At 66.5% G+C, this 19808-nt stretch carries 27 protein-coding genes and 1 tRNA gene; 6 read left to right on the forward strand and 22 right to left on the reverse strand.

Annotated features, from left to right (window positions below; all coding sequences use genetic code 11):
• Positions 1-24 precede the first annotated feature (24 nt).
• The 9 genes from ACEXHE_RS02270 to ACEXHE_RS02310 form a co-directional block, all read right to left on the reverse strand.
• Entirely contained in the window at positions 25-804 is a 780-nt protein-coding gene (locus tag ACEXHE_RS02270; RefSeq protein ID WP_374784557.1) for an HK97 family phage prohead protease, read from the reverse strand.
• 18 nt (positions 805-822) lie between these two features.
• On the reverse strand, positions 823-2760 hold the full coding sequence (locus ACEXHE_RS02275; RefSeq protein WP_374784558.1) for a phage portal protein: 1938 nt from the start codon (positions 2758-2760) through the stop codon (positions 823-825).
• A gap of 17 nt (positions 2761-2777) precedes the next feature.
• The gene (locus ACEXHE_RS02280) at positions 2778-3083 is read right to left on the reverse strand and encodes a hypothetical protein (RefSeq protein ID WP_374784559.1); all 306 of its coding nucleotides are present in this window, start codon (positions 3081-3083) and stop codon (positions 2778-2780) included.
• A 16-nt stretch (positions 3084-3099) separates the two neighbouring features.
• Entirely contained in the window at positions 3100-4599 is a 1500-nt protein-coding gene (locus ACEXHE_RS02285; RefSeq protein ID WP_374784560.1) for a hypothetical protein, read from the reverse strand.
• Positions 4600-4614: 15 nt separating this feature from the next.
• Positions 4615-5088: a hypothetical protein gene (locus ACEXHE_RS02290; protein ID WP_374784561.1), complete on the reverse strand. Its 474-nt coding sequence runs from the start codon at positions 5086-5088 to the stop codon at positions 4615-4617.
• Between the two features lie 157 nt (positions 5089-5245).
• Positions 5246-5515, reverse strand: coding sequence for a hypothetical protein (locus ACEXHE_RS02295; RefSeq protein ID WP_285179607.1), 270 nt, complete (start codon positions 5513-5515; stop codon positions 5246-5248).
• 81 nt (positions 5516-5596) lie between these two features.
• Complete coding sequence (locus ACEXHE_RS02300) at positions 5597-6310, reverse strand: hypothetical protein (RefSeq protein ID WP_374784562.1); 714 nt, start codon at positions 6308-6310, stop codon at positions 5597-5599.
• Positions 6310-6627 (reverse strand): VRR-NUC domain-containing protein, encoded by a 318-nt coding sequence (locus ACEXHE_RS02305; protein ID WP_374784563.1) that lies wholly within the window; start codon positions 6625-6627, stop codon positions 6310-6312. The genes ACEXHE_RS02300 and ACEXHE_RS02305 overlap by 1 nt, the downstream gene beginning before the upstream one ends.
• Positions 6628-6632: 5 nt before the next feature.
• Positions 6633-7580, reverse strand: coding sequence for an HNH endonuclease signature motif containing protein (locus ACEXHE_RS02310; protein ID WP_374784841.1), 948 nt, complete (start codon positions 7578-7580; stop codon positions 6633-6635).
• A 12-nt stretch (positions 7581-7592) separates the two neighbouring features.
• Here ACEXHE_RS02310 and ACEXHE_RS02315 point away from each other — a divergent pair, with 12 nt between their 5' ends.
• Positions 7593-7871: a hypothetical protein gene (locus ACEXHE_RS02315; protein WP_374784861.1), complete on the forward strand. Its 279-nt coding sequence runs from the start codon at positions 7593-7595 to the stop codon at positions 7869-7871.
• Between the two features lie 63 nt (positions 7872-7934).
• Positions 7935-8639, forward strand: coding sequence for a hypothetical protein (locus tag ACEXHE_RS02320; RefSeq protein WP_374784564.1), 705 nt, complete (start codon positions 7935-7937; stop codon positions 8637-8639).
• Between the two features lie 11 nt (positions 8640-8650).
• On the opposite strand, the gene ACEXHE_RS02325 is transcribed toward ACEXHE_RS02320, so the two are convergent.
• From ACEXHE_RS02325 to ACEXHE_RS02375, 11 genes are all read right to left on the reverse strand, one after another.
• Positions 8651-9391, reverse strand: a complete 741-nt coding sequence (locus ACEXHE_RS02325) for a hypothetical protein (protein WP_374784565.1) — start codon at positions 9389-9391, stop codon at positions 8651-8653.
• 136 nt (positions 9392-9527) lie between these two features.
• The gene (locus tag ACEXHE_RS02330; RefSeq protein WP_374784566.1) at positions 9528-9857 is read right to left on the reverse strand and encodes a hypothetical protein; all 330 of its coding nucleotides are present in this window, start codon (positions 9855-9857) and stop codon (positions 9528-9530) included.
• 127 nt (positions 9858-9984) lie between these two features.
• Positions 9985-10239, reverse strand: coding sequence for a hypothetical protein (locus ACEXHE_RS02335; RefSeq protein ID WP_285179615.1), 255 nt, complete (start codon positions 10237-10239; stop codon positions 9985-9987).
• Entirely contained in the window at positions 10236-10580 is a 345-nt protein-coding gene (locus tag ACEXHE_RS02340) for a WhiB family transcriptional regulator (RefSeq protein WP_374784567.1), read from the reverse strand. The genes ACEXHE_RS02335 and ACEXHE_RS02340 overlap by 4 nt, the downstream gene beginning before the upstream one ends.
• The gene (locus ACEXHE_RS02345; RefSeq protein ID WP_374784568.1) at positions 10577-10828 is read right to left on the reverse strand and encodes a hypothetical protein; all 252 of its coding nucleotides are present in this window, start codon (positions 10826-10828) and stop codon (positions 10577-10579) included. The genes ACEXHE_RS02340 and ACEXHE_RS02345 overlap by 4 nt, the downstream gene beginning before the upstream one ends.
• Positions 10825-12201 (reverse strand): ParB/RepB/Spo0J family partition protein, encoded by a 1377-nt coding sequence (locus ACEXHE_RS02350; RefSeq protein WP_374784842.1) that lies wholly within the window; start codon positions 12199-12201, stop codon positions 10825-10827. The genes ACEXHE_RS02345 and ACEXHE_RS02350 overlap by 4 nt, the downstream gene beginning before the upstream one ends.
• 29 nt (positions 12202-12230) lie before the next feature.
• On the reverse strand, positions 12231-12830 hold the full coding sequence (locus ACEXHE_RS02355) for a hypothetical protein (protein WP_374784569.1): 600 nt from the start codon (positions 12828-12830) through the stop codon (positions 12231-12233).
• Positions 12827-13147, reverse strand: coding sequence for a hypothetical protein (locus ACEXHE_RS02360; RefSeq protein WP_374784570.1), 321 nt, complete (start codon positions 13145-13147; stop codon positions 12827-12829). Before ACEXHE_RS02360 ends, ACEXHE_RS02355 begins: the two co-directional genes overlap by 4 nt.
• Positions 13147-13974 carry a BRO family protein gene (locus ACEXHE_RS02365; protein ID WP_374784571.1) on the reverse strand — a complete coding sequence of 276 codons (828 nt, stop codon included), beginning with the start codon at positions 13972-13974 and terminating at the stop codon, positions 13147-13149. The genes ACEXHE_RS02360 and ACEXHE_RS02365 overlap by 1 nt, the downstream gene beginning before the upstream one ends.
• On the reverse strand, positions 13971-14846 hold the full coding sequence (locus ACEXHE_RS02370; RefSeq protein WP_374784572.1) for a hypothetical protein: 876 nt from the start codon (positions 14844-14846) through the stop codon (positions 13971-13973). Before ACEXHE_RS02370 ends, ACEXHE_RS02365 begins: the two co-directional genes overlap by 4 nt.
• Positions 14843-15100, reverse strand: a complete 258-nt coding sequence (locus ACEXHE_RS02375; protein ID WP_374784573.1) for a helix-turn-helix domain-containing protein — start codon at positions 15098-15100, stop codon at positions 14843-14845. The genes ACEXHE_RS02370 and ACEXHE_RS02375 overlap by 4 nt, the downstream gene beginning before the upstream one ends.
• Before the next feature lie 683 nt (positions 15101-15783).
• Between ACEXHE_RS02375 and ACEXHE_RS02380 the strand changes: the two genes are divergently transcribed.
• From ACEXHE_RS02380 to ACEXHE_RS02395, 4 genes are all read left to right on the forward strand, one after another.
• Positions 15784-16242, forward strand: a complete 459-nt coding sequence (locus ACEXHE_RS02380) for a hypothetical protein (RefSeq protein WP_374784574.1) — start codon at positions 15784-15786, stop codon at positions 16240-16242.
• Between the two features lie 2 nt (positions 16243-16244).
• Entirely contained in the window at positions 16245-16739 is a 495-nt protein-coding gene (locus tag ACEXHE_RS02385) for a hypothetical protein (RefSeq protein WP_374784575.1), read from the forward strand.
• Positions 16736-17710 (forward strand): hypothetical protein, encoded by a 975-nt coding sequence (locus tag ACEXHE_RS02390; RefSeq protein WP_374784576.1) that lies wholly within the window; start codon positions 16736-16738, stop codon positions 17708-17710. Before ACEXHE_RS02385 ends, ACEXHE_RS02390 begins: the two co-directional genes overlap by 4 nt.
• Positions 17711-17802: 92 nt before the next feature.
• Positions 17803-19077 (forward strand): tyrosine-type recombinase/integrase, encoded by a 1275-nt coding sequence (locus ACEXHE_RS02395; protein ID WP_374784577.1) that lies wholly within the window; start codon positions 17803-17805, stop codon positions 19075-19077.
• A gap of 36 nt (positions 19078-19113) precedes the next feature.
• On the opposite strand, the gene ACEXHE_RS02400 is transcribed toward ACEXHE_RS02395, so the two are convergent.
• Positions 19114-19198, reverse strand: a tRNA-Leu gene (locus ACEXHE_RS02400).
• Positions 19199-19283: 85 nt separating this feature from the next.
• The gene (locus ACEXHE_RS02405; RefSeq protein ID WP_245760675.1) at positions 19284-19799 is read right to left on the reverse strand and encodes a hotdog fold thioesterase; all 516 of its coding nucleotides are present in this window, start codon (positions 19797-19799) and stop codon (positions 19284-19286) included.
• Between the last annotated feature and the right edge of the window lie 9 nt (positions 19800-19808).

Raw genomic sequence — 19808 nt, forward strand, 5'->3', positions numbered from 1 at the left:
TCCAGGGCCCGGGTGTTCAGGTGGTCAGGCGAGAGCTACTTCGAGCTCGAACGCCTCTGCCAGGGTCTTTGCGGACGGGCTGGCGCTGGGTTCCTCCGACTTGGCCCGACCGGGCTCCTCGTCGTTGACCTCGCGGGTACCGCTGGCCTTCTCCTGGTCATTGCCTGCCGGCTCCGTGGCCGACAGGACATCCTTGATCTGCTGCGCCGAGCCCTGGATCTGGGTCAGGGCCTCACGCAGCGTGGACTCGTTCTTGGCCGAGAGCACCCGGCCAGCCTTCAGCTCCACCATGGCGTTCTCCGCGAGCGCCTTGATGGCGACCACGGAGGTGTCCTGGTTCGCGCCGATCGGCACGAAGCTGAACTCGTGGACGCGCAGCTTGCGCAGCTCGTTGGCCTTGGTGCCGTCCTCGAGCTCCACGGCGCCCTCCTCGAGGACGTCGAAGGCGAACGAGAGCTGGCGCAGCCGGCGGGACTTCACCAGCCGGTAGGTGTGGGGGCCCTTGGGGGACTCCATGTCGAAGGCTCCTTTGACCCACCAGCCGTGGTCGTCCTCGCCCAGGTCCAGAGCCGAGGCGATGTAGAAGTCCGGGTCGTCCATCCGGTGACCGAACAGTCCGGGGAGGGTGTCCCCGGAGTTCTTCCACTGCTGGATGGTCTCGGTGAACGCTCCCTTGGCGACGACGTCGCCGTAGGAGTCCGGCTGCCGGGTGAACGTGGAGGGGTAGACGATGAACTCGCCCTCGGCGAGTCCGTCGTCGGGGCCGGCCTTCACCCGGCCGAGGGGCACATTCTTGATGCGCATGATGATTCCTTCCTGCGGTCAGGTGATGATCACGACCGAGCACTGACACCCGGCCACTTCTTCGACGTCTCCGGTGAAGCTGCCCGGCCAGGGCATGCCGTTGGAGAACTCCTCATCGATGCCGACCTCCTCGGCGTTCAGGGAGGCGTGGGAGGCGCGGGGGTTGCCGGAGTTGACCTGCCACCGCTTGCGCGCCTTGGGCCGAGTCTGCCGTGGTCCTTCGACCAGGCCGAACCCGACGAACGTGGCGGCCGCGGTCATCCCCGAGGCCGTGGCCCGGGACTCCTCGGCCACGTCGAACACGTGCTCGGCGGCCTCGGCCCCTCCGTCCTCGAACGCGGCGGCGAGCGCCTCGTACGTGGTGCCGTTGACCTGACCGGCGATCCGGGCCGTGACCTTCTTCAGGAAGGCCTTGGTCCGGTCCTGGGAGTACTCGTCGGAGTCGATCCCCATCTCCGTCAGCACGCCGATGGCTGCGGCCTCAGAGACGGACAGTGCCTCGTCAAGCAGGTCCTCGGAGAGCTCGTTGTCCCACCGGTCCTGGTCCCACCAGTCGGCGTCCTTCGCACCAGCGGCAGAGAGGACCGCGCGGCGCTGCCGGGCGAAGAAGCCGGCGAAGAGCTTGGCCAGTCGGGCCTGGTGATCTTCGGGAACCGCGTCGGAGGTGACGGCCTTGATCTCGAACTCGGTGCCCTTGGCCCGGGCCTTGACCAGCGCAGCCGGTGCAGACGTCAGGTTCTGGGTGCCGGCATCCGTGGGGGAGGCCTGCCCGCCGGTGATCACGTTCAGCGGGACGATCAGCTCGTCCCCGCCCTCGATCGCCGGGAGGTTCTGCCGGGCGCGGGCCTCGTTGCGGGTCATGTACGGACCACCGGTGGCGGTCTGCAGCTGGGCGGCCTGTTCCTCGAACGAGCCGCGCAGCTTCTCCTCGATGTTGAACTCCACGTACAGGGAGCCCATGTCGGGGAAGTCGCCGGAGAGACTGAGCATCAGTGCCTGCTGGATGCGCTGCAGCCAGGGGCCGAGCGTGTCCTGATACAGGTGCTTGTGCTGCTCCTTGATGTTCGAGAACGTGGCATGGTCCAGTAGACCGACCATTGGGGGCGGGATGAAGTACGCGGCCGCGGCCTCCTCGCGGGTGAGCTTGCGCGACTCGATGTACTGCAGGTCCTTGGCCGATTGCGAGGCCGCGACGAACTTCATCCCGTCCTCGAGGATCGGGGTGCCACCGGCCTGCGGGCCGTTGCCGACGTACTGGGCGCGCCACCCGGCCTTGAACCGGTCGCGGGCCTGGTTGGACCAGTCCGCGCCCAGGGGCCGCTCGATGTACCCATTGGTACGGGCGCCGTTGCGGAAAGTCTGGGCGCGCATGCGAGCGGCCTCGTACTCCTCAGCCAGCACCGCACGCAGGGACTCGATCGGGGAGGACCCGAGCAGGTCACCGGTGGGGGAGTACCCGGTGATGAACAGGACCTGGTCCGGTGTGTACGACCTCTTGCCTTTGGAGCCCTTGACCTCGAACGCCTCAGGGTAGATCCAGTTCTCACCCACGGGCTTGAACTGAGTCGGAGGTACACGGATCAGAGCCCGCGTCGACTCAGAGCCAGTGGCTTTGGCCTTGACTGCCAGGTACCGGTCGAAGATCGCCAGATCCTGGACCATGGCGTCGAAGAAGTCGTACCGGGTCTGGAAAGGGGAGGGCTGGGACAGTAGCCGAGCCAGCTCATGGTCACGGACACGACGGCGGTCCTCATCGGAGACCCGTTCGTAGACGTGCAGGCCGAGCTGGGCGATGTTACGTCCCAGGAACCCGATCACCGTGCGCACCGAACCATGGGCCCGCCAGATCGCCTCGTACGCCGCGGTGTAGGTCTCGGTGACCTGCATCGAGTTGGAGACGGTGATCTGTGCCCGGGAGAGAGCGGCGACCTGGCCTTGCGAGACAACGAAGCCCATGGGATCACCGCCTCACGTCAGGAACTGGGGAACTGCATGTAGTCGATCTGGCCGAGGTGCAGCAGCAGCTCACCGTCGATCGGGACAGGCTCGTCGGAGGCACCCATCAGGGCAGCGTCCCGGATGGTCAGGAGAGGTCCGTCACGGGCCACCAGGAGCCCGTCCACGGCCTCCCCGTTCACCAGGTTCACGACCACCCGGCGAGCTGTCACACGCCGCCAGGCGCGCCGCTCTGACCACCAGGAGTGACCGGTGAACACCGCCACGGCGACCGCGAGCGCGGCCACCACCAGGGCGAAGATGATCAGTGCTGCCAGATCCATGGGTCTCCTCAGTGGGTCAGACGTACATGAGGTCCTCGTCGTCGTAGTCGTCGGACTCGTACGCGGACCGGCTCGGGGTGGGGCCGAGGGTAGCCTGCCAGGAGGCCAGGGATGCGGCCTCCAGGGGGCTGACATCGTTCGTAGAGGCCTTGCGGCCGATCGCGAAGCGGTCACCCACCGGGCGGAGCGCGGCGCCCTGCACGGCGGCGTCAAGTTCCTTGGCGGGGGTGTAGAGGACCGTGCCGTCGGTGACCCGCGAGCGCAGGTTGGCGAAAGCGTCCAGGACGTCCTGGGTGGTGGCCACGTGCAGGGTGACGTTCTCGCGCTCCAGGGTGGGGATCAGGACTGCGCCGGGTCCCTTACCGTCGATCACGACGGTAACCCCGTAGGTCTCCTGGAGTTGCTTGGCGCGGTCTACGGCCCAGTTCGTGCCGGGGCCGTGCTGCAGGACGCGGAGCCACACGCCCTCGTCGTTGACACCGGCGCCCACGATTGCGGAGGATTTCAGGTCCATGGCCACGGCCACGGCCAGTCCAGAGAGGACCAGCCCCTCTGGGCGGTTCTCGCGTTCGCCCTTCTCCCACTTTCCGGCACCGAAGATGTCGGCTGTGGAGGGGTCGTCCCACCAGCCCATGCGTTCGCGCATGAACTCCTGGATCAGCACCCCGCCCATAGCCTCGCGCTCAGCCCGCACGTACTCCAGGGTCAGTCCTGAGCCGTTTGCCCGTACTCGCCCGAGCAGGGGATTACCGGCATGCCAGTTCTCGACGTTGTCCAGCTGGCAGCCGTCCCACTTGCGGGGCTCGTGGTCGCAGTTATCGGCAGCGCAGGAGCGGCGCGGGGCGCACCATTCGCAGTAGGCCAGACGGGGAGAGGCTCCGGTCCGTCCGCGATCGCGGATCCCGCGCAGCACTTCGGAGTGAGCCACGCCGGCGGAGGAGCCGTAGACCAGCTGCGGGTCAGGTCGGACGGAGAGGGTGGGCATCAGCGCGCCGATGTGGTCCGGCTGCAGGGCGAAGGCCTCGTCCAGGACGATCTTGTCTCCGGTCAGGCCACGGCCGCCGTGCTTGGTGCGGGCCTTGAACTTCAGACGCTGGCCGGTCCGCAGCTCAATGGCCTCTTCGCCGTTGGCCCGGTTGATCTTCTTCACGCGCTTGGAGAGGAAGGTGCTGCCCTCGATCAGAATCTCCATGTCCCGGAAGGCTTCCTGCGAGGTGCTGAACTCATGGGCGGACCAGACCACGAGGTTCTGGTCGGTGATGTAGAGCCATCCCAGGGCGGCCTGCTTGAACAGGCCGGTCTTCATGTTCTGTCGGCAGCAGATGCAGGCGAACTCGAACGCGGTGGACTTGCCCTTCTTGTCGAAGCCGAAGAGCATGTCCAGGCCGAGCCGCTGCTCCGGGTCAGGGGCGAACCCGATCGCCTCGCACAGGTCCGCGACCTCGGGGCCGAACGTGTCGTGGTAGTCCGGTCCGGTCAAGTACGCCGGCGGAACCAGCGTCGGAGCCCCGATCATCACGGACCTCCCTCATCATCCGCTGGCCAGCTTCTCCTGCTTGCGACGGCGCATCATCTCCAACTCGTCCACATCCTCCTCAGCGTCCGCGAGCGCGGCGTCCAGGGTGGCTGCCAGCTGCTTCACCAGGGCGGCGATCGCAGAGCCGGTATCCAGGGAGGGGATGTCCAGGCGGCGAGCCAGGACCAGGGCGGCCTGGCCGAGCACGGTGCCCTGTTTGCCGGCCTTGACCAGCTCGGCGCGGACGGTGGCCTCCACCGTGTCCAGGACCGGGGCTTCTTCGTCCTCGACGGGAGGGGGAGTGGAAGCCTCGTTCGTGTCGGCGAGCGCAGCGCGGGCCGTGGCCTGCGCCGCGGCCTTCTTCACCGGTGAGGGCATCCTCGGGCCCTTCTTGCGGTGAGCGCGCACCCGGCACCGGTCCGAGCAGTACCGGGCCGTGGACCTCTTGGCCTCGAACGGCTCATGGCACTCAGCGCACGCGACCTCCACGCTGACCACCATCCTCGTCCTGACTAGGCGTTACCGTTGCGTCGGCAGGCTGGATCGGTAACGTAACGTCGGTGCGGTCGGGGAGGGAGATGACTACCGGGCGGAGTCATCTGGCCGCAGAATCACAGGGATATCGACGCCCCTCCCCGGGAGCGGATCACCAGTCGCGGACGGTCATGGCGTTGCGCTCCAGGCGCGTTGCCGTTGCGTTCACCTGCCCGGCTCGACGGTTGCAGTCACGATGCTCGGGACCAGTCCACGCGGTGCGGTCGTCGGTGTGCCCGAGGTCCCAGGGCTCGAGCGGGGCAATCGGATCACCACACCGAGCACACGTGGCCTTGCCTGCCTTGACCAGCGGCTCGTACTTCTTCCGCATCTTCTGGTGGTCCCCGCCATACCCGCGCGAGGCCGTCGAGGCCAGGGCCATGAGCACACCTCCGGGAACGACGAAGCCCCGGACCGATGGGCCCGGGGCTTCTGAAAGTTTCGACAGCTCTGGTAAGCACTCTCAGGATACGGTGTCACCCGTCGCGTTTCCAAGCACATGCCGCATCACCTGCGTGTCCCCACCGATCTGGGCCGCCAGGTCCAGCATCTGATCACCCGGCCACCGGGCACCGCACTCACCACACGCCGCCACCAGCTGCGCACCGAACGTCACCGTCAGTGCCGCCTGATCCACGAACTCGCCTGGCTCGATCTGCACTGCGGTCTTCTCCGCCCAGCAGACCGGACAGGCATGCCCCGTCAGCGGAACGACCTTGGGTGGGTCGAAGAACCGCTCGATGGATCTCACCCACTTGGGTGCGTCAGCCAAGATCCCCAGAGCACGCTCACGGATTACGCCCGGACCCTGGAACGGCACCGGCCCCTCGTTCTCCAGGACCCGAGCGGCCGCGTACTCCAGGCGCTCCTCGAGCGTGTACCCACCGAACCCTGGCCGCCTGGTCGCATCACGCACCAGCCAGTACGCATGGTTGATCTCGGTCTCCAGTCGCACCATCAGATCCAGTGCGTCCAGCGAGGCCGGCGCACCCGCGGTCACCGAGACCGACCCAGACGATGACTCACCCGATGGATGCGCCGCGGCGCGCAACTCGCCCAGCAGAGCCGGAGCCAGATAGACCACGTCATCACCCCCAGCCACCACCAGCTGCGGAGTCGTCCGCGTCAGACGAGCCACGGCCGAGGACACCTCCTGAGCCAAGGTCAGATCACCCATCACAGCCCCAGCTCCTTCGCGATCTCGTCCGAGACCCACTGATCCGGACGCCACACGGCAGCATCCTGGCCAGCAGCCTCGAGCTCGGTCAGCCACTCCACCTGCTCAGCAGAGAGCCGACCCTTCATCGTCTTCAGCTCACGCCAAAGCAAGCCCCGCTTCGGATGCACCAGCACCAGGTCAGGGAAGCCCTTCACCGACCGCCGACTGTCATGGGTGTGATAGACCAACCACCCCAGCGACCGGGCCAGCCTGATCACCTTCTCCTGCAGCGCCCTCTCCGTCATGTCCTTGGCCGCCATCGCCCTGTACTCCACCTGGTTCACTGCTCGCCTCCCTCACACTTCCGACACGGCTTGTCCAGACCGTGCTCCACGCACACCGACTCCTCCACGAACGACGGAGGCCCACTCCACCCGAAGTACGGAGACCCATACCGGCCACCGGTCAGCACCTCAGGAGCATCACCAGCTCGGCCTATCGGAGGTTCATTCGTCCCTTGCACTGGTGGGTCACCTCCCGAGGGTTGCTTGTGGTCCGGTCTTGTCTGAGGCTGACCAGATCTTCCACGGCCACGGGATCCACGACGACGGCGGCGGCCACCCTGGCCTGAGCCCTGGCCCGAACCCTCACCAAGCCCAGCCCCACCGGAACCCTGGCCCTTACCCTTTCCAGACCCTGCCCTGCCCTGCCCTGCCCTGCCCGGGCGCTCGTGCCCACGCGTACGCCCGAGGAGAGCATCTCCATCAGGTCGACCACCACTGGTACCAGGCTGGTCCTGTTCACTGGTCCCGGTGCTCGAGCTCGGAGGCTCAAGCGCCGGCGGCACGGGGAAACGCTCAGCACCGGCCCTGACATCGGTATGAGGGCCAGCTGCGCCAGGCTTCGACCCGGCGCCAGCGTCAGCGGCAGCCTGGGGAGTCCGATCAGCAGCGGCCGCATCAGTTTGGCGGGGCGCTGGGTGCAAAGTCATGCCCGCCTGCTCAGGCGTGCGCTGGCCCTTCGTGCGGTTGCACTGGTAGCAAGACAGGACCACGTTGGTCACGCCCGCGGCCAGTTTGGGATCCACATGATCCATCTCCGGGCGGTTCTGCGACCGAGTATCCTTGCGCTTCAACTCGGTCTTGCAGTACCTGCAGCGCCCAACGGCCGCGACGGCCGGGTCGTCTGTGCAGTCCCGCGCCCAAACAGAAGCGATCAGCGCCGGGTCCTTGAGTTCCTTGGACTTGGCTCGCTTGAGCCTGACATCGACCGCATGGTCGTACTTCATCTGGAACCAGTCATGGAACACGTAGGCGTCCGCATCGGGCTGGGGGCAGACCGGGCAGTCATGACCGGTGGCGTGCCACAGCCGGCGCTCTACCAGCAGATCCGCGAGCTCGACGGCGACGCGTCGGTTCAGCAGGAAGCGGGTGAGCTGCGTCAGCGGGATGCGCCCGTCAGTGCCGGCGGCCTGCACCCAGGACCCCGACAGCGTCCAAAGTCCAAGGGCAGCGATACCGCGGAGGTTGTCGTCCATCGCCATCTCAGCGAGCGCGATTGCTTTCTGATTGACCTGTAGCTGGTCATCGACTTGGAAGAAGGGCATCAGGCGTCACTGCCATTCGTGGTTAGGATCCTTGTCATGCAGACGAACCCGTTCACTAGCCTCCTGGAAATTCTTGACGACTGGTGGTCGAAGAACGCCGTTGTACAGGCCCAGCGGATTGGAAATGGGCGGGTCGACTGGGTTCGACACCGGGAAGCCCTTGAGTATCTGTTCGCTGCGGAGGACTTCATCAGCGGCTTCGAGGATCGTGCCGAATATGAGGAGCTGATACGGTCTCTCTGGAAGGTCGTCATAGTTCCTGAAGCCAAGTGGTCCCAGTCAGCGGTCGAGCCACTGAGTACTGAGAACAAAACAGCAATGCGATCGCTCGGTCGCCTGTACCGTTTCGAAGCCACTCGGTCACCCCTCTCTCTTTCGGATGAGGATCGCGAGTGTCTCCGAGAGGCCCTTGAAGAAATGCGCGAGATCCTCGGGGCGGTTCCCGAGAACTTCCATGAAGACCGGGATCGCCTCATTCAGATGATCCGGGAGTGCCTCGAGCTGCTCGGCGACGATGAGGTCGACCTTGTCAAACTGCGGGCGCGGACCAACGAAGCCGCGGGCGCCGCTCTGCCCCTCGCTGTTGTCCTTTCCGAAGAAGACCGCGAACACTTCCTGAAAGCAGCTTTGCGCGCCACGGGAACATGGGTCTCCAATACCACCGCCGGTGCCGTCGGCGGGGTCCTCGCCAGTGGAGCCGCACCGCTGATCACCGGTGCACTCATGCCCGGCTCGTCCTGATCTCTCCCCGCTCATGCCGCGGCCTCCAGCTGTGCTCTGAGCCGCTGGCTCCATGCTGAGCGGTCCCGGTCAAACTCGCCCGACTCGCCGTAGCCGAGCGCGCGGCCGATGAAGTCCTGCCCGACACGGACGAGCAAAGAACCACCAGGCGCGGCCGCCGTGATCTTCGGGGTCTTTCCGTAGACGTTCTCGGCAGCCTTGAACCGGGACAGGCCGACGACGGAGGCGGAGTGCTCATCCAAGGCGGGCACCGGATGCAGCAGAGGCGCCTCCAGGTCCTCCCACAGCTCGGCCAGGTTCACCTCCGGCTGGGCAGCGGTAGAGACCTTCAGCATCCTGTTGCCGAATAGGCCCGAATCTTCGCGGAACGTGATCGAGTAGGCGATCTCGTCTTTCTCCACCCGTGATTCCACGGCCTGGGTTCCCACGATCTGGACTGTCTTCGAGACCGCCTTGAGCACCTTGGACTCGACATCGATCACGATCCCACCTGTGGAGCGCCGGAACGCACCCTGGACAGTGGCCGCGTCACGCGCCTCGATCGCGAACGAGGCCAACTCACCGTCCTCTGACTCAGCATCCACCCACGCGGCCGCGGGGCCCCACCCATAGGCAGTGGCCACCAGGCCCCCGTGTTGGACATAGGACAGGTGGATCATCCCTGCCGGCCCTGCGTCGCTTCCCTTGTCCACGAACGGCGTCAACGCCGCCAGAGCGTTCAGAAGCGCCTTCGCATTGGCTGTCACTCTCATCGTTCACCTCTCTCATGTCTTCTCTCGCAGTCCCTCGCGAGACCCGGTACTACTCGGGGCCGGCCGCACACCTGGCAGACCCACAGATGGTCATGGTTCGGCGGGTCAGGGTGCGGCGCCGCCGTCGGGACCTCGCTCAGGACAGCTCTTCGACCAGATCCGCGAGCGCCCGGAGGACTTCGGGGCCGAGGACGGTGTTGGCGTGCTTGTTCGGGGTGAACCCTCCGGTGCCGATCCACCCGATCAGGCGGTGCCGGAACTCCGCAGGGTGCTCAGGGTGGTCCACGACCACGCGGCAGACCGGTGTGGTGCCGTCCACGTAGACCACGGCTCCCGAGGCAGTCACCCGCCTCAGCCGCTCAGGTGCCGGGGCTGGGCAGAGGTGGCTGTCGGCCACGTTCTCGATGTAGGTCAGGGACCCGGTCACGCGGGCGCCGCAGGCTTGGCACCGGAACTCGTTGGTCATGTCCACTCCTTGGGGTCAGAGGCCGCCTTGCACATCAGGCAGGCGACGATGATGGTTCCGTTCGGCAGGTCACGAACGTGGCGGAAGGCCTCGCCTCCGCAGTGGGGGCAACTGGGTCCGTCATTCATCAGTCGACGTACCCCCTGATGACGGGTTGGGCGCCGTGCCACTTCACCTGGACCTTGGTGGAGATCAGGCGGGTCTGCTGGTTGACCTCGATCTGGACCGGGGAAGTCCGGATCAGACCTGCCTCGTCTGCGGCGGCGGTAGTCCGGTCGCGGGCTTCGTCCTTGAGCTCACCGAGCTTCATGTCCACGTCGTCGATCGGGAACAGCACTGTGAACGTGCCCGCGGTGGCCGGTGCCATCACTGAGATGCTCACGCGGTCAACTCCGCCCGGGGCTTGCGTTCCGGGCGGCGCTTGACCGTCCGGGACTTCCTGGGCCGGGCCGCGTGCTTGAAGCGCTCCAGCGGCGTCGTGCCGCCACGGACCCCAAACCGGGCGTGCCGGCCACTGGTGCCCTCCTGCTGCAGCGCCTCAGCCAGGCAGGCCTCGATGACCGGGCACTGCGCGCAGATCGCCAGGGCGGTCTCCGTGGCCTCAGCCGAGACCATGTAGAACAGCTCCGGGTCAGTCCCCACACACCGGGCCCTCATCTTCCAGGCCTGGGAGCGCGGGGCCTCAGCGGTCATCGTGGTGGGTGCGGCTCCGTGACGTCTCACAGGGGATCACCCACTCCCGGGGCTTCCTGGTAGCGGCGCAGCTGGCTGATGTCCTGGTGGGCGGTGTAGAGGGCGCTGGGCCAGGTGATGAAGCTCGTGGCCGCAGTCGTGGTCGTGCCGGCATCGGAGACGAAGATCCCGGGGCGAAGCTCGGTCGTGACCTCCCACCGGAGGTCTTCGCCGCGGCGGACCTGGGCGCGTGGATAGCGGCGCCCGTTCTGGCGGACGACGGGGAGCTCGACGGTCACTGGTCTTCACCGTCCTCGTCGTCCAGGTCCTCGTCCTGGTCGGGCGCGGGGGCAGGCTTGGCCGGGTACAGCTCGGCCGCGAGGGCCTGGGCAGCCTTCTCCGCGTCGGTGAGCTCCCAGCCGAGATCAGCGCGCAGGGCCAGCCAGCCGTTGCTGTGGCCATGCTCCGGCCTCCACGCATGCAGGTTGGCGATGTTGCCCCGGGCCGATGTGAGAGTGAACAGGCAGGTGTTGAAGTCGGCGTTGCCGGTGAAGCACTCCTCCAGCTCTTCTGTTGTCGCCCGGTCCCACCGGTCCTTGATGTCATACAGGCTGGCCAGGTTCTGCCGCGGCTGGCTTCCGCCGCCGTAGGCGTAGAGCTTGACCAACTCATGGCCGAACCAGGCCCGGATCACGTCAGTGATGTCCTTCTCACCCTGGCGGGCTCTGTCGCAGACGGTCTTGATCCACTGGGTCTCGACCTCCACGACCGTGGCCAGCGCGGCCTCCGCTTCGCGGATCCGGGCTTCACGTTGTTCACGCTCCTCCCGGGCTGACCGCTCCTCGTCGGTCTCCTCCGTCTCGGATACGGCCGACTTCTCACGCACCCAGTCCGGCGTGCCACGGGAGTCCTCGTCCACGATGGCCTTGAGCCCGGCAGCCGCGGCCTCCTCGAACGACCCGTCCCATCGGTGCACACGAGCGTAGGGATACTCAGGCTCCCAATAGCTGACCTCAGGCCGGTCCACAATGCTCACCCCAGCGGCCTCGAGCTCCTTGCGGACCTTCGGCATCTGCCGGCGCCACTCCGCCTGCTCGGTGATCTGCTTGCGGTAGAACTCCCAGTTGTGGGTCTCCGTCGTGGCCTTCTGCACCATCTGCTCCTGCAGATCCGGGTGGTCATCCAGGGCGACGATCGCCAGGGCCCGCTCCAGGGTCAGCTGCCCGGAGTCCAGGGCCTGCCGGTGTTCCTCGGCCAGGCCGGCCAGCTTGGCCCGCTCACGGACCCGGCGGGCGCCGGACCCGGTCTCCCGGGCCACGCGCTTCACGTCCCACCCCTCGAAGGAGAGCATGGTCTGGTAGGCGTCGGCCTCCTCCGTCGGGGTCAGGTCCTTCCGTGCCAGGTTCTCGGCCACCATGGCCGGGATCTGCTGTTCATCGCCCAGCAGGTCGTGCCGGATCACCGCCGGGACCTGCAGCAGGCCGGCCTTCTTCGCCGCGGCCAACCGATGATGACCCGCGATCACCGTGTAGTCACCCTCCAGCGTCGGGTGCGGTGCCACCACCAGGGGCTGCAGGATTCCCGAAGACCGGATCGAGTCCACCAACTCCTCGGACGGCTTCACTTCGTGACGGATGTTCCGGGGGTGAGGGCGGAGCTTGTCCACCAACATCGGCTCATACGTCGACTGCGAGATCGCGTTCACAGGGCACCCCCGAACACCACACGGTCCACCGGACGAGAGCCGCGACCGACACCGTCCATCCTGTCCAGCCGAGACACAGCCAGATCCAGTGCCGGTACCGGGCGGCGCGCGGCCGCCAGCTGGTCCTCCGGCCAGGCCGAGTCCTCCTGGTCGTACACCTCAGCCTCGTCAGCCTTGCGCTCGGCCTCCGGGTAGAGCTCCAAGGACCGTCTCATCAGCGCCTCCAAGATCTCCGCCTGCTCCAGCAGCCCCACGCGGTCCGCCTCGGCCAACGCGGCCCGGGCCCGGTCCACAGCCACCTCAGCGGCCTGCACCAGGGCCATGGCCCCGTCCTTCCGGGCGTGGTCATCCATCAGTGCCTCTGTCATGTCCTGCTCCTGTTGCTCATCGGCCCACTCGGGCCGGTCGTCTCTGTCATCAAGGACCGCGCCGAACGCGGCCGCCACCATCACCAGCCCGGCCACCACGGCCGGACCATTCGCCAACATCGCCGTCGCCAGGAACACACACCCGGCCACCAGCGCGATCGGCGCCCACACGAACACCCGACGACGGGCCGCGAACGACCAGCCCGACGTCACCTCGACAAGGCTCACCACCGCTGAGACACCCCCTCCACCGGAGCGGGCCGGGCCTGCACCTGAGCCGGGCGGGACGGATCAGCAACCGGGAAAAACTCGTACTCCACCCCGTCAGTGCGGAACCGGCCCCGGCACTGACGCCAATCACCAACCATCTCCACGTGGTCCGGGGGAGTGATCCCCAATGTGCCCTCCAACACCCGGCACGCTTTCTGCACGGCCTTCTCCAGCGACCGAGCGTCCCGGTAGAACACCCACGGCTTCAGCGCCGCCGGCTTCTCACGCCCACGGCGACGGATCACGATCTGATTCGCACGCTCGCGCTCAGCCATCAGACGGCCACCTCCATGTGTGGCTGAGCGGCGCCCAGCCCGAGCTTCTGCCCGAGCTGCAGGGCGGCCTCCTGGCGGACGTAGAGCGTCTGCCGGACCTGGCCGTTGTGATGCCGCGGCGCATTGTGCTGCGGCCGCAGATCGAACCACTCGATGAACCTGGCGTAGGCCCGGTACTCCCGGACCTCCACCACACGGTTCTCCCGGGCGGAGTACTTCTGACCGATCACCTGTGAGTAGATGACCTTCCGGCCCACGAGCAGGGCACGTGCCTGCGGCTCAGACAGACCGAACTGTGCTGCCCACACCTTCACCGTGACCGCGTCATCATTGGCGACGTACCGGTCGTGATAGGCCACCTTCGGCGCCGCGGCCTCCAGCTGGGCCACCGCCGCGGCCTTCTCCTCCTCCGCGGCGAGCACCATGCGAGCGAGGTCCGAGCGGGTCAGCATGTCCGGGTGCGCCGCCGGGGCAGCGCCATACGCGCCGGTCTGCCGGATCTGCGGGAGCACGTCGTGAGTGACCCACCGCTGGAACCGCTTCACCTGATCACGCAGCTCAGGAGCCTTCACCCAGCCGTCCTGCCGCTGGAGCACCACGTGATAGAGAGCCGGCTCCGAGATCACCCCAAGAGACTGGGCCCCACCAAGGGTCTCGACCTGGTGCGTACCCTTTGCGTCCTCGGCGAGAGTGCGGGTCATGTCGCTGGCGGCCCGGTACCCAAGGACCGTGGCCACGTCCTTCGCCACGAACCACGGCTCACCGTCGATCTCCACCGTCCGGAGCAACGTGCCCTCGAACTCGAACTGCTGCAGCGCCGCGCTCATCGGGCAACCCTCGTGTGATCCATGTGGTCCGCAATCGCTTCGACCAGCATCTTCCGGCCGTGCTTGGTCCGCTCGAACCAGTACGACGTCCGGCACAGCGGGCAACGAAGAATGGTTCCCGGGATGCCGGTGTGCGGGTTCAGCTTCTTGAACACCGCCATCGGCAGGGCGACCGTGCCCTCATCACGAGGGTGCAGGCGCTCCGCGCAGTCGGCTGTGTGGAGCTGGACGTCCTCCTCCCACTGCTCCAACAGCTTCCGATCCTCGTAGTAGTCCAACGAAGCGCCCGCGACGCCGGTCGCCCACCCACACGAGGGGCACTCGAAGAACGTGTTGGAGTCAGGGGTGGGCGCCGCACTCGCACCGGCCGCGCCCACCCCCTCAGCACGGGCAGCCCTCGAGGGGAAAGGGCCATCTACCGCACTGTCATCCCCATCCGTAGGCTCAACAACAGCCAGACCCGTTTCTTCCACAGCCGGGTCGGCACCTACAGAAGGGGAAGCATCATGCCTCAAATGATCATCAATGGTTCGACGTTCAACTTCACGGGGAACGGCGCTAACGCCGTCTTCGTCCCGATTCGCCGGCTTCTCACTGACCGCATGCTCGCGGGAGAGACGACGCTTGTACGCGTCCAGCTGCCTGGTGATCCGGTCCAAAGTGCACTCTTCGTAGTGAACGGTGGTACTCAGGTTCACTTCATCGAATCCGACGACGCCTCGGAGGACATTGAGCTCAAGGACGATGCGGTCTTCGACGCCCTGAGGGACTTTCTCGATAAGTACGACACGATCGTGGTTCCGGACTTCGTCCGAGCTCACGACGACTGACCGGTAGTCCCGCTGGGCAGTGCGCGTTCTGAGCGTGCTCATGACGCCACCGCCAGGCGACGACGGCGGAACGCACTCTCCGGGGTTCGCACGTCGATGAACTGCTGCAGGTCATCAGCACGGACACGGGCGCGGGGCCGGGGCGACTCGCTGATGTCGATCGCGCGCAGTCGGCCCTGCTCGATCAGTCGGTAGACAGTTCGGACCGAGACGCCGAGCACATCGGCGGCCCCGGGGATCGAGTAGAGGCGGGTCGCCTCAGACACTCGTCTCTTCGGCTTCGTGGGAGTGGCCACGATAGACTCCTTCATGTTGCTGAGTGCTTGATCTGATTGGTTGGTACTCCGACATCGCCCTCACCTGTTGGCCCAGGTGGGGGCACTTTCATTTCCGGGCCATGCGCTCTCTCACGACGCGACCCTCTCGAGTCGTCCACCATGAGGTGTCGAGAGTTGCTCCTGAGGCAACCCTTTGGGCTCGAAAAGAGTGCCCTTGAGCAAGCCGAGGGCCTCCTCAATGCGCTCGGCAACGGCCGGCGTGCACGTGGTCTTCTGTCCGGTAGTCAGGCAATGAATGAACTGCCGAGAGACCTCGGCGTACCGCCCGAGGCGAGCCTGAGTCATATCTCGGTCCTCCATGTACCGGACGAGCAGCTGGTAGTCGCGGAGCCTCATCCAGCGTCCTTTCGCTCGTCGTCTGCGCTTCTGCGTGAGGTCCATCGTTGCCGCTGCCTTTCTAGTTGTCAACCGTAACGCAACCACTCTCCACCCTGGGTTGACATCCTGTCAACCCCTCTATTGCCGTTCTTTCGTTGCTTCTTCGCGGGATATGCAGTCCCCGTCGCCTACTCTGGTTGACAACGAATCGGCGCGGCGCGCTGAATCGTGGTTGACCGTCCGTCTGGCGACCAATGGCGCCCGACACCAACTCTCCGAAGACTGAGGCCATGCACGAGTACCGACGATTCGTCCAGGAGCAGATGGACCTGCGCCGGATGCGTCCTGCCGATGTGGAACGCGCCGGTGGGCCCAGCCGCCAGGTCCTGAGCAAGCTCCTGAATGACAACCGTGACTCGCTGGACCGGAGGCCCGACAGCGCGACTGTCACCGCTCTGGCGAAGGCGTTCAGGATCGACGTCGAACACGTGCTGGCCAGCGTCGCCAGGGCAATGGGTCTTCCCACCTCTGTGACCGTCGCTGGTCTCGAAGCAGCCTCCAACGAGGAGCTGCTTGGCGAGATCCGACGACGGATGGAGAGCACTCATGAGCAGGACACCCACCCAGCAGACCACCAGGACCGCGAGCGCGAAAGTGCTGATGATGGCCCGGTTATTAGCTCTGGCGAGAAGACCGGGGGAGCGGTGGGTGGGCCTGATGAGATGTGGCAGGACTATCTGGATACTCGGCAGCCTGATGGTGTGAAGGCCAGGGAGGACTGAACGTGGTCCTTCCGGCACTGCAAGATCGCCCTTATCCCTTGTTGCCCCCCGGAGCCCACCCGGCAACGCTGGATGAGATCTACGAGGTCTTCGTTCAGGATGCGCCTTTCCGAGTAGAGCGTGAGCGGATCTGGAGCGCGGTGCTTCCATGGGCCACGCAGGTATCGGCGTACTTTCCTGGTGCGCAGATCTTCATGGACGGCGGGTTCGTGACGCACAAGGACTTCGCGGCGCCCAGTGATGTCGACTTCTGCCTGGGCATCCAGCCTGAGCAGTATCAGTCCCTCCAAGACTGGGAGAAGTCGAAGGTGTTCACCATTCGGCGAGAGGGCAAGGATCCGCTGCGGCCCTACGGCGGGTTGATCGACGCTTTCGCATTCCCACGGGATAATGAAGCACGCCGTGCGTACTGGGAAATCTTATGGTCCTCGATTCGTGGCAGCGACCGGCGGATCATGCAGGGCTCGACCAAGGGATACGTGGAGGTGTTGCTGTGAACGACCAGATCCAGCAGCGCCAGGACGCTTTCCGCCAGTACTGGCATTCGTTGGTCGGAGCGGACGACGAGCTGAGCAACCACGAGCGCGACTCTCTCCGAATCATGGCCATGGAGGACCCGGACCTGGCCGCAGTGCTGCACGAGTTCGAGCCACAGACGACGCAGGCGACGCTGGAGCTGCACCTGCGGGACGGGGACGTTGTGGACCATTCAACGGACGCGGCTCGATTCGGCAGGTTCGTCACAGGCTTCTCCGAGACCGTCAAGGAGATCTCGAAGCCACTGCGCCGCAAGCGGCGACTTCCGACCACGCTCCGTGCATCGTTCGGCCCTGGCAGTGTCCGTGTCACCTTCGAGGCAGTCGAGCCAGATGAGCCAGCGATTGATGGCCAGGGCCAAGCCCATGACCCTACGCTCACGGCAGAGTCCGATGCCCTCCGGAGGGTCGCTGGAGTCCTGCAAGCTGCAGGCAGTGATGCCACGGACGATGACCTGGCCGATGACCTCGCCACCTTGCCCGTTGAGGCGATCGGGAAACTCCGTTCGACGGTCAAGAAGGTTTACGAGGCTGGGTGGAACATCGATGGCATGTACGACGCCCCAGGGACAGACCATGTCGGTCTGAGCATGAACCAGGCCGGAGCCTTCCGGATTCTTCGGGCCACGCGGGTGGAATCTCAGACCACCACGCGGCGACGTCTCCACGGCATTCTCGATGGGCATCGCCAGTCAGTAGCCGCCATTTGGCTCCGCGCAGCAGACGAACGGACCTACCGGATCTCCGTCCCCACCAGCAACCTCATGAGGCAGGTCCGCCGCCTTGAGCACCTGGACCAGCCTGTCATTGCCGAAGTGGAGGTCACCACCTACACGGTCTCTGCCGACTCAAGGCCCCGCCGTAGCACCTACGCCCTCGTGGGAATCGACCAAGCGGCTCCTACCATGCCGCTGCCAATCAACGAACAGTAGACTCTCCCGCATTCTCGTCGTTCCCGCTGGCACACCGGGCACCGTGCGCCGATTGGTTTCGTGCCCCCTGGAACAGGTTCGGAGGAACGGTCATGAGCACACGGCGCGGCAACGGTGAGGGCACCAAGCCGGTCAAGCAGGCTGACGGGCGGTGGGTCGTGAAGGTCACCGTCGGGACCCGGCTGAACGCCAAGGGCCAGCGTGTGGCCCGCCGGCGCAATGTCTACGGGGCGACGTCGGCCGAGGCGCGGCGCGCGGCCCAGGAGGTCGTGAGGCAGGCCGAGGCCGGCGTCCTGGTGCTGGACAAGGGCACCACCCTGGAACAGTGGATGACCCACTGGCTCGAAGGCCCGGCCGCCACGAGGGTGAAGCCCGCCACCCTGGACGCCTACAAGTCCCTGAACCGAGTCTGGATCACCCCGACCCTGGGCCACGTCCGGCTGCACAAGCTCACCCCCGAGCACATCGAGCACCTCCACCGGGTCATGCGCGAGGGCGGCCGGGCCGGGTCCATGATCCAGAAGGCCCACCGGGTGCTCTCGCGGGCCCTGAAGGTCGCCGTGCAGCGCGGCCACCTGGTGGCCAACCCCTGCGCCCGAGTGGACGTGCCCTCGGCCGAGCGGACCGAGATCACCCCGCTGACCGGCGCCGAGGCGCGCCAGCTGCTCGCCTCGGCCGCCACCACGGCCCAGCCCGCACGGTGGACCCTGGCCCTGTCCCTGGGCCTACGCCAGTCCGAGGTGCTCGGGCTGTGCTGGGACAAGGTCGACCTGAAGGCCGGGACCATCACCATCGACCAGCAGTGGGCCCGACCCGTGGCCGGCGTACCCGCCCGCTTCGCCACCCTGAAGAACGACACCAGCTCCGAACGAGTCCTGAAGCTCCCCGCGGCCCTGATCGAGCAGCTGCGCGCCCAACGGACCACCCAGCTCGAGGAGCGCGTCCAGGCGGGGGAGAAGTGGACCCCTCACGTTCAGGACGGCAAGACCTACGAGCCGGTCTTCGCACGGGCCGACGGGCGCCCCGTGCGGCACCAGACCGACCGCGCCCACTGGAAGGCCCTCCTGCAGGTCGCCGGCGTCCCCGACGTGCGCCTGCACGACGCCCGGCACACTGCCGCAACGATCATGCTGCAGCTCGGAGTCCCCGCCAGGGTCGTCATGGAGATCCTCGGCCACTCCACCATCACCCTGACCATGAACACCTACAGCCACGTCATGCCCGAGCTCATCGCCGACGCCGCCGACCGGCTCAACACCCTCCTGACACCTGCCGCGAGCGCGGGGTCTGAGCGAAGTGTCCCCAAAAGTGTCCCCGGAACGGTCGGTGGGGAGGTCTCGCGGCTGCCGTCGGCGGGAAATGAATAGGCCCCGATCCCTTTGTTTGCAAGGGGTCGAGGCCAGTGGTGCCCGAAGTGGGACTTGAACCCACACACCGTGAGGTACCGCATTTTGAGTGCGGCGCGTCTGCCAATTCCGCCATTCGGGCCTGGCTGCGCGACCTGCTCGGTCACGCGGCCTCTACAGATTACACGCCGGCGGGTGCTCTCGCCTGCACGTGAGCGGCAGGCAGGTCACGACGACGGCCGGTCCAGGATCATGTTCGTCATCCGGATGGTGGACAGTCGCCGCCCGGCCTCGTCGGTCACCACGATCTCGTGGGTCGTCAGGGTCCGCCCCCGGTGGATGGGGGTGCAGGTCCCGGTCACGGTGCCGGAGGCGGCCGCCCGCTGGTGGGAAGCCCCGATCTCGATGCCGACCACCGGCCGAAGCTCGCCGAACTTCTCCTGGGCATGCAGCACGGCCGCCACCGAACCCAGGGTCTCCCCGAGCACCAGGTGGGCACCGCCGTGCAGCAGCCCGGCGTTCTGCTCGTTGCCGGCCACGGGCATGGTGGCCACCAGCAGATCTGCGGTCAGCTCCTGGAAGACGATGCCCATCTTCGCCGCCAGGGGGCTGACGCCGAAGGGCCCCATCCGGTCGAACATCTCCGGCGGGATGCCGTGAGCCCGCATCAGCGCCTCCCGTTCCTCGGGGGTGGGCTGCGGGGTGACACCGGGGGTGTAGCTGACATCGCTGGGCTGGTCCATGAGCACTAG

The sequence above is a fragment of the Micrococcus sp. IITD107 genome, assembly GCF_041927415.1.
GTDB lineage: Bacteria > Actinomycetota > Actinomycetes > Actinomycetales > Micrococcaceae > Citricoccus > Citricoccus terreus.